General features: G+C 69.3%; 8 protein-coding genes. 3 read left to right on the top strand and 5 right to left on the bottom strand.

The window, feature by feature from the left end; all coding sequences use genetic code 11:
- Window positions 1-305: 305 nt before the first annotated feature.
- From bioB to MJ785_RS05715, 3 genes are all read right to left on the bottom strand, one after another.
- Entirely contained in the window at window positions 306-1,391 is a 1,086-nt protein-coding gene (gene bioB, locus MJ785_RS05725; RefSeq protein WP_370652767.1) for a biotin synthase BioB, read from the bottom strand.
- 217 nt (window positions 1,392-1,608) lie between these two features.
- Window positions 1,609-2,325 carry a dethiobiotin synthase gene (bioD, locus tag MJ785_RS05720; RefSeq protein ID WP_239310118.1) on the bottom strand — a complete coding sequence of 239 codons (717 nt, stop codon included), beginning with the start codon at window positions 2,323-2,325 and terminating at the stop codon, window positions 1,609-1,611.
- Window positions 2,326-2,495: 170 nt separating this feature from the next.
- Window positions 2,496-3,683, bottom strand: a complete 1,188-nt coding sequence (locus MJ785_RS05715; RefSeq protein WP_239310117.1) for an 8-amino-7-oxononanoate synthase — start codon at window positions 3,681-3,683, stop codon at window positions 2,496-2,498.
- 114 nt (window positions 3,684-3,797) lie between these two features.
- Between MJ785_RS05715 and MJ785_RS05710 the strand changes: the two genes are divergently transcribed.
- A complete protein-coding gene (locus MJ785_RS05710; RefSeq protein WP_239310116.1) occupies window positions 3,798-5,270 on the top strand; it encodes a sensor histidine kinase in 1,473 nt (490 codons plus the stop codon).
- Window positions 5,271-5,538: 268 nt separating this feature from the next.
- Here MJ785_RS05710 and MJ785_RS05705 read toward each other — a convergent pair whose 3' ends face one another.
- The gene (locus tag MJ785_RS05705) at window positions 5,539-5,787 is read right to left on the bottom strand and encodes a WhiB family transcriptional regulator (RefSeq protein WP_239310115.1); all 249 of its coding nucleotides are present in this window, start codon (window positions 5,785-5,787) and stop codon (window positions 5,539-5,541) included.
- Window positions 5,788-6,266: 479 nt separating this feature from the next.
- Here MJ785_RS05705 and MJ785_RS05700 point away from each other — a divergent pair, with 479 nt between their 5' ends.
- Complete coding sequence (locus tag MJ785_RS05700; protein WP_239310114.1) at window positions 6,267-7,001, top strand: glycerophosphodiester phosphodiesterase; 735 nt, start codon at window positions 6,267-6,269, stop codon at window positions 6,999-7,001.
- A gap of 54 nt (window positions 7,002-7,055) precedes the next feature.
- On the opposite strand, the gene MJ785_RS05695 is transcribed toward MJ785_RS05700, so the two are convergent.
- A complete protein-coding gene (locus tag MJ785_RS05695; protein WP_239380151.1) occupies window positions 7,056-8,096 on the bottom strand; it encodes a diacylglycerol kinase family protein in 1,041 nt (346 codons plus the stop codon).
- Between the two features lie 79 nt (window positions 8,097-8,175).
- On the opposite strand from MJ785_RS05695, the gene MJ785_RS05690 reads away from it, so the two are divergent.
- Entirely contained in the window at window positions 8,176-8,646 is a 471-nt protein-coding gene (locus MJ785_RS05690; RefSeq protein WP_239377268.1) for a hypothetical protein, read from the top strand.
- The last annotated feature ends 215 nt before the right edge of the window (window positions 8,647-8,861 follow it).

Here is an 8,861-nt window from a genome sequence, read left to right as displayed (position 1 = left end):
CTCTTAGCTGGTAGTTACGCCGTGCTCGCTGCAGCGCGCCGTCCACTCGGTGGGTGTTACCTGCACGATCAGCCGTCGGCGGCAGGTCGTGCAGAAGCGCGGCGGTTCCAGCAGCCGGGCCCGCCCACAGGTGTCGTGCGCGCCATCGGTGCGCGGGCGTCCGCACCGGTCACAGAAGGTCGTCTCGGTCCCGCTGATGGTCATGCTGGTGAGCGTAGGGCGTGTTGGGGTCTCCGGGCGCGCGGAAGGACCGTGGTCGCGCGCCCGGAGGAGGCCACCTTCTGGCCGGGCCGGTGCCGCTCCGGTCAGAAGGTGGCCTGCATCGACTTGATCGGCATTTTGAGGTCGGCGAGCATCGCGAGGTCCGCTTCGGCCGGGCGTCCCAACGTCGTCAGGTAGTTGCCGACGATGACGGCGTTGATGCCGCCGAGCATGCCGTCAACAGCCAGGTCGCCGAGGGTGATTTCACGGCCGCCGGCATAACGCAGGATGGTGCGCGGCAGCGCGAGCCGGAACGCGGCGATCGTCCGCAGGGCGTCGGTGGCGTCGAGAACCGGCAGATCCGCGAAGGGCGTGCCAGGCCGCGGGTTGAGGAAGTTCAGCGGCACCTCGTCGGGCTCCAGGGCGGCCAGCTGCCCGGCGAGCTCCGCCCGTTGTTCCAGCGTCTCGCCGACACCGATGATCGCTCCGCAGCACAGCTCCATGCCGGCCGCGCGCACCATCTCGCAGGTGTCCCACCGTTCCTGCCAGCTGTGCGTGGTCACGACCTGGGGGAAGTGCGAACGCGCCGTCTCCAGGTTGTGGTTGTAACGGTGCACGCCCATGTCAACGAGGGCGTCAACGTGTTCTTGGGTGAGCATCCCGAGCGAACAGGCGATGTTGATGTCCACGGCGGCGTGGATCGCGGCGATGCCCGCGCGGACCTGGCTCATCAGCCGTTCGTCCGGGCCCCGTACAGCCGCGACGATGCAGAACTCGCTGGCTCCGGTGTCCTTGGTTGCCTGTGCGGCCTGGACCAGCGACGGGATGTCCAGCCAGACCGCGCGGACCGGTGAGTCGAACTGCCCGGACTGGGAGCAGAAGTGGCAGTCCTCGGGGCAGCCGCCGGTCTTGAGACTGACGATTCCCTCGACCTCGACGTCCGGGCCGCACCAGCGCATCCGCACCTCATGCGCGAGCGCGAGCGCTTCGCTGATCCGGTCGTCACCGAGCCGCAGCACGGCGAGTGTCTGCTCGGCCGACAGGCCGTTGCCGTCCTCCAGCACCTGCCTGCGAGCTGTCTGGAGGATGTCGTCGTCGGTGCCGGCGTCACTGCCCGCCGGCTGGGCGGCGGGCGGTTCAGCCGTGGGCGGTTCAGCCGTGGGCGGGACGGTCGCTGACGATGGCGGCACGGTGGTCTCCCTGTGGTCCGACGCGGACCTCGACTCGTCTGAAGGTACGGAGATGAGGCGGTGCGGGGACGGGCCCACGCTCGGCTGGACTCGTTTCCCCACGGTGGACGCTCGCACACCGGCCGAGGCTCACGCTCGCCCGCCGGCGATAGTTCTCAGCCGAGCCCGATCCGTCGGTCCGTGAACAATCATTCGACACCTGCTATTGGTATGTTTGTCACGGGCTGTGCCTTTTTCGAAATTCATGAGCGTCGAACGTACCGCCGAGCGCCGGTGCGAGACATGCTCGGGCGGTGTCCTGGAAGGACACCGCATCCGCCGCGCCGGCCCCGGCCGGGAGCGCTCCGGCGAGCGGGCGGGCAGCCAGCATCTCCAGGTCGCTGATGTTCGACCGGCAGGCGAGGTTCGGATCGGGCGGCCAGGAACCGATGACCAGACCGGCCAACTCCAGCCCACGGTGGGCCAGCGCCTCCAGCGTCAGGGCCGTGGCGTTGAGCGTGCCGAGGCCTGCCTCGCTGACCAGCAGTACCGGCGCTGCCAGCGCGCGGGCGAGATCGGCCAGGGTGGCGCCGTCATCGTTATAGCGAACCAGCAGCCCGCCCGCGCCCTCCACCAGGACAAGCCGGCGGCCCCGGGCGAGGCCGGCCACTCGCCGGGCGACGTCGGTGAGTGCCACCGGCGGGCGCCGCGCGAGCCGGGCCGCCGCGGCCGGCGACAACGCAGCCGGGAAACGGGCGTACTCGTGTAGATCATCGATGCCGGACAGCTGCCGTACGTGCTCGAGGTCGCCGGGCTCACCAGGTCCGAGACCGGTTTGGGCGACCTTCACCACGGCGACGTCCGCGTCCCGGTCACGGGCCAGCGTGGCTACGGCGGCGGTGACAACGGTCTTGCCGACACCGGTCCCGGTCCCGGTTACCATGATCACTGTCATGAGAGGCTCCGGCGGTAGGGCGTTCGATCAGGCAACGGCGTCCGGGTGGATGGATCGCGAGGCTGCGCGGGGAAGCACCGGATGCGCTGGGCGTCGGCCGAGGGCAACGACGCGAGGCGCGTCCCCAGCCCCACGCCGCCGCAGCCTCCTCCCCTGCTGCCCGGTCGCTCTCAGGGCGCAGCCAGTGCCGGTGGGCACAGCGCGGCGGCGAAGGCGGTGGCGGCGCGGGCCATGTCAGCGTCGGTGAGGTCAGCGCGGGCCGCGATCCGCAGCCGGCTCGTCCCCGGCGGCACGGTCGGGGGACGGAAGCAGCCGACCATCACACCATGCGCCCGGCAGATCGCTGTCGCCTCCACCGCGCGTCCGGGCTCGCCCAGCACAACCGATACCACGGCCCCGGCGGGGTGGGGGGCACCCGTGAGCGCGGCGAGCTGGCCGGCTCGCCGCCGTACCGCGGTGGCGAGGGCGGGCGTGGCGGTCAGCAGCTCGAGCGCTGCCAGCGCGGAACCAGCGCAGGCTGGGGCGAGCCCGGTGTCGAAGATGAACGTACGGGCAGTGTCGATCAGATGCGCGCGCACCGCGGGCGGGCCGAGCACCGCGCCGCCCTGGCTACCCAGTGCCTTGGACAGCGTGACGGTGGCCACCACGTCCGGCTCGCCGGCAAGCCCGGCGTCCGCGAGCGCTCCCCGGCCACCCGGGCCAACCACACCGAGGCCGTGCGCGTCGTCGACGAGCAGCAGCGCGCCGCGGGCCCGGGTGACGCTGTGCAGCGCTGGCAGTGGCGCGAGGTCGCCGTCGGCGGAGAACACCGAGTCGGTGACGACGACAGCGTTGCGCCATGACTGCCCAGCCAGCGCCGTGTCGATCGCCTCGACATCGGTATGCGGGACGATCAGCACCCGCGCGCGGGAGAGGCGGCAGGCGTCGACCAGCGACGCGTGATTGCGTTCGTCTGAGACGATCAGGTCGTCAGGACCTGTCAGCGCGGTGAGGACGCCCAGGTTGGCCGCGTATCCGGAGGCGAAGACCAATGCGGAGGCGAAGCCGGTGTGGCTGGCGAGAGCGTCCTCAAGGTCGCTGTGCAGGGCTGTCGTTCCGGTCACCAGCCGGCTCCCGGTAGCGCCGGCACCCCAGGTCCGTAGTGCCCGCACCCCGCCTTCGACCACCTCGGGATGACGTGACAGCCCCAGGTAGTCGTTGCCGGCCAGGTCCAGCTGACCGGGCGGGTCACCGGCGGCCCACCCGCCGGGCAGGCGCGGGCGCACAGCGCGCCGCAGCCCGGCCTCCTCCCGGCTGCGGGCATGGCTGACCAACCATGCGAGCGGGTCGTGGGCCGTGTGACCTGCGGGGGGATGCACAGCGGAAGCCTATGGCCGACTGGTGCGAGCTGACGAGGGATCGGGTGTTCGAACGTGGTACCGACAGACGACGCACGTTCCGGCGATGGCACCACGTCTGGCAGTCTGCCTTCTGTGGGAACGCTGGCGGACCTTCTGCGCGAGAGTACCGATCTTGGTGCGGACGACATCGACCATCTGCACGCTCTGGTGGCTGACTGGGCGCTGCTGGCCGACTTGTCCTTCGCGGACCTGTTGCTGCTGGTTCCGAGCAGGGCCGCGGCGGCCCGCGGCGGATCCGGTCCAGGGGCTGAGTTTCTGGTGGTGGCGCAGGTGCGGCCAACCACCGGACCGACGGCCTATCACAACGATGAGGTCGGCAGCGTCATGATCAACAGATGGGTGGTGCAGAACTCGTGGCGGGAACGCCGGATCGCCCGTGAGGGCGAGCCGGAGTGGGACGGCGGGGTACCGGTCCGGACCGAGGCGATCCCGGTCCTGCACTCCGATCGGGTGATCGCGGTGCTGGCGCGGGACACGAATCTGGCCACTACCCGGACGCCCAGCGCGCTGGAATCGGCCTACCTGCAGTGCGCGAACAACTTGGCACTGATGATCGCGCAGGGGGCCTTCCCGTTCCGGGGAAGCGCGGCCGAGCTGCCCGAAGCGCCCCGGGTCGGGGACGGGATGCTTCGACTGGACGGCTCAGGAAAGGTCATCTTCGCCAGCCCCAACGCGCTGTCGGCCTATCGTCGCCTTGGCTATACCGGCAATGTCACCGGTGAGGATCTTCGCTCGGTGCACCGGACGCTGAATCTGCCGGCGACCACGCCCGCTGTCTGGCACGCGATCGGCCGCCGCCGGCCGGTCGAGGTGGAACTCGCGGTTGCCAGCACGGTGGTGCTGTTGCGCGCGATCCCGCTGTTCCCCGGTGCCACCCGGGAGGTGCTCGTCCTGGTCCGTGACGTCTCCGATCTTCGCCGGCGGGAGGCGCAGCTGCTCAGCAAGGACGCGACCATCCGGGAGATCCATCATCGGGTGAAGAACAACTTGCAGACCGTCGCGGCTCTGCTGCGGCTGCAGATGCGCCGGACCAAGGTGGACGAGGCCCGGCTGGCGTTGCGGGAGTCCGTGCGCCGGGTGACATCGATAGCCGTGGTTCACGAGACGCTTTCGCAGAGTCTCGGCGAATCCGTGCCTTTTGATGAGATCGCTGATCAGATCACGTCGGTCACCGTTGATCTCGCTTCGACCGGGACCCGCGCCAACACGACCCGCAAGGGATCGTTCGGGCGATTGCCCGGCGAACTCGCCACGCCGCTGGCGCTGGTGCTCTCCGAGCTTCTGCAGAATGCTGTCGAACATGCGTTTGAAGGATCGGCTGGCATGATTGAACTCCGTGTCCATCGTGATGCTGATCGACTGGATGTGGTGGTCGCCGATGACGGCGCGGGGCTGCCCGACGATTTCCAGCTGGAGCACTCGCCCAGGCTGGGCCTCCAGATCGTCCGCCAGCTCGTGCTTGGTGAGATGCAGGGAGCGATTCGGCTCCAGGCGGGACCGGATCGTGGTACGGAGGCCCTGTTGTCCATCCCGTTGCGGGTATGAAAAATTCTTTTGAAGATCGATGTTATGCGGACCGTCGAGGTGGGTACAGCACCACCGTGCCTGGCGCCGTCCCACCCCGTTCTGGCCCCCCATGCCCTGCTGTCTCGCCCCCGGTACAGCGGGTGTTGATGATTCCGTTCGCAGACCGCACGAATACGGATGGGAATGGCATCAAAGCGCGCGGCAACACTCCCATGGCCGGTCCATCACATCCGGGCCAACCGGGAAGTCGTCGTGCGGCTCGTGCCGGATCGGTGGTTCTAGGTAATCAGGCGGTGCGAACTCGGGTGCGCGCTGTGCGTTTGAGTGCACGGCGCTCATCCTCGCTCAAACCGCCCCAAACCCCGGAATCTTGCCCGGTGTCAAGTGCCCAGCTCAAGCAATCACTTGTTACAGCACACCGCCTGCAGACGGCCTTCGCTTCTTCGACCTGGCGTTCAGCCGGACCGGTAGTACCGATCGGGAAGAAGAGCTCGGGATCCTCGTCACGGCAGAGCGCTCTGTGGCGCCAGTCCATGCGTACAACTCCCTCTCTCGTCTCGGGCCACACTGCACGTGAGACGCTTTGCGAGCCGCTACGGTTGTGCCGCACTTCCCGACAATCATTTGGATGCCGGATCCGTGCGGAGCATCGATCTTTCGACCGCCTGCACCCTCGCGCGTGAGCCCGAGGTGTACGTGGTCCATCCACCTCGGACATTCGCCACCCTCCCACCGCAACTGCCGTGGGCGCAAGAACCTGGAAGTGGCTTCCCAGCCCTTCTAGCCTGCGCCTGTCCCGGCGAGACACAGGTGGACCACGCTTTGCGGTGGGTCGAACGGCGTTGACAGATGGGCTCTCCAACACTGCTAGCCCAGTGAACACATCCGCTGGGGATCTGGAAAACATGCCGGATTGGCCTTGGCTGCCGTCGTCCAGAGGGTTTTCCGCTTATGCGGATCCCCCTGAGAGGTCCCTGCCCATCATGGTCACCGCTATGATGGCATCGTTGGTTCATGCAGGTTCTTGGTCATCGCGGTAGCCGGACGCCCGGCCCGGAGAACACGGTCGAGGCAGTGAACGCCGCGTTGCGCGCCGGTGCCGATGGTATCGAAGTGGATGTACGGCGCAGCGCCGACGGCGATCTGGTGTGCGTGCATGACGCCCGGATACCGGGCCGGCTGACCGGTCGGGCCGTCGTCCGCCGGACCACCCGCGAACTCAGTGACCTCGGGGTGCCGACGCTGACCGACATCCTTGACGCATGGGACGGCCGCGGCCGTATCATTCTCGAGGTCAAGAACCAGCCGGGCCAGCCGGACTTCGACGCGCCGCGGGAACAGACCGCCCGGGTCCTGATCGACCTGCTGCGGGCTCGTGGGTTCGGCCGGGCCGCCAGCACCGCTTCGGCGGCTTCGTCGGCTGTCACGGTCTCCTCGTTCGACTGGTTCGCGATCGAGGCGGTACGCGACGCCGGGATCGCCGTGAGCACGGCCTTCCTGGCCATGCCGCGGATGTCGGTGACCGGCGGCATCGCCTATGTGCGATCGGCGGGGCACCAGGAGCTGCACGCTCACGTGTCGTCCGTGCTTGGTTCCGCGACGATGCCGGAACGGGCCAGGGCTGCGGGCGTGGGCCTGGTCACCTGGACAGTCGCCTCGGTGGCCGACGCCGAGCAGCTGCGTGACGCCGGTGTGGACGCGGTGATCTGCGATGACCCGGCCGAGGTTGTCCGCAAGCTCGGACCCTGACGGGGGAGGGGAGCCCCAGCCCCGCGACGCCGCGTCCCCTGTTGCCGGGCGCTCTTAGACGATGACGCGCAGGGCCTTGGGCACGGAGCTGACCGTCAGTTCCGTCTGCGGCCCGATGTACTCGCCGTCCAGCTGAAACGGGATCGCCCTCGCGGCCGTCAGCGTGATCCGCGGCTCGTCGTGCAGCGCGAGGACGTGACGGCCTTGAGGTCCCCGGGAGCTGTGCAGCATCTGCAGGACGCTACGGGTCGTCGTGGTCACCGTCAGCCGGCGCAGGCCGACAAGGTCCAGCCCGCTGTCGAAGGAGGCGGCCGGGCAGGCACGCACCGGCCGCGCATTGAGGTACGTCCAGGGCGCGGTGTTGCACACCACGGCCATCAACACCTGATCCGGCACCGATGCCGGATCGCCCGGATCGCCCGGCGGGGCAGTGCGCTGGGCCTCTATCGGGGCATGTGTGCCCGTTTTATTCGTTTTGTCGGATGTAGCTGGCTCGCCTGTGCTGACGGTGATCAGGGGCCAGCGGCGCCCGGTGTTGCGGACGAACCGGCCGAGCGCGGAGCGGAAGTACAGCCCGGGGGTGTTGCGGCGGCCGTGTACCCGTTTGCGCTCGACCTGCTCGACCACTGCCGCGTCCAGGCCGAAGCCGGCGCAGAAGGCGAACCAGCGGGACTGGCTGGCACCTGGGGAACGGGTGAAGGCCGCGTGCCCGAGCCCGATCCGGCGGCTGCGGCCCTCTCGGAGGGCCTCCAGCAGCTCTCCCGTCGCTTCCACCGGGGCGGCCGGATAGCCCAGGGCGCGGGCGAAGACGTTGGTGCTGCCACCGGGCACCACCGCGAGGGCCGGGGCGTCGGGGGCAGGCCCCGAGCGGAGCAGCCCGTTGACGATCTCGTTGACCGTCCCGTCACCGCCGAGCGCGACAACCAGGCCGAGGCCGTTGTCAGCGGCGCGCTCAGCGAGCTCGGCGGCGTGGCCCCGGCCCTTCGTCATGACGACGTCCACGTTGAGATCGGCGGCCAGCGCACTGACCAGCACATCCCGGATGCGTCGCGTCGTCGCCGTTGCGATGGGATTCACGACCAGCAGCGCGCGCATGATGTCCACGGTAGCTGCTTGGACTTTGCCAGGCGGTCACGACGTAATCATCGCCACCGGCGGACATCGGGCAGCACCGGTGGATGTGCCCGCCACCGCCGTCTACGCGACCACGTACTGTCGGTGGGTGCCTTCCAGGATCGACCGGTACCGCGCTCGTCCGCGGGATGCCGCGCACGCCTTGCCGGCCGCGGTGGTGTTGCTCAGCGTCGAGGGGCTCGCGCTTGTCGGTCTCGGGATGTTCCTGATCGTGCGGGGTTTCGGTGCGGGCACCGGCGACCGCGGCCGGGCCGAGATCGGTGGTCTGTTCGCCATCGCCGCCGGCGCCGGGCTCTGCCTGCTGGGGCGGGCGCTGCTGGCCGGGCGGTGGTGGGCGCGTTCACCCGTTGTTGTTGTACAACTGTTGTGCTTTCCTGTCGCCGTCGGCCTGCTCCAGGGCCAGCGTTATGGCGAAGGTATCTCGATCATCGTTGTCGCGGTGGCCGTCCTCACGCTCATCGGCCTGGCAGGCGGCTATCGACCCAGGGATCCCGGCGCGCCCCGACGCTGACGGCCCGGCCCGGCGGTTGTATGGCGCGGGTCGGCTTTTTCCGCTTGGTGCGGGCGCTGGGGCACTCCGCCCACGCGGCAGGACGCTTTCTGGGCATGGCGAGCAGGGACCCGCGCGGACGTGAAGTGTTCGGGCGGGGGGCGAAGCGATCGAAGATCCAGCAGACACGCTGTACCCCCGCGACGCCGCGTCCCCTGTTGCCGGTCGCTCTAAGT

It is taken from the genome of Protofrankia sp. CiT1 (assembly GCF_917627335.1).
Lineage (GTDB): Bacteria > Actinomycetota > Actinomycetes > Frankiales > Frankiaceae > Protofrankia.
The sequence above is the reverse complement of the archived record's forward strand: the minus strand, read 5'-3'. Positions and strand labels throughout refer to the sequence as shown.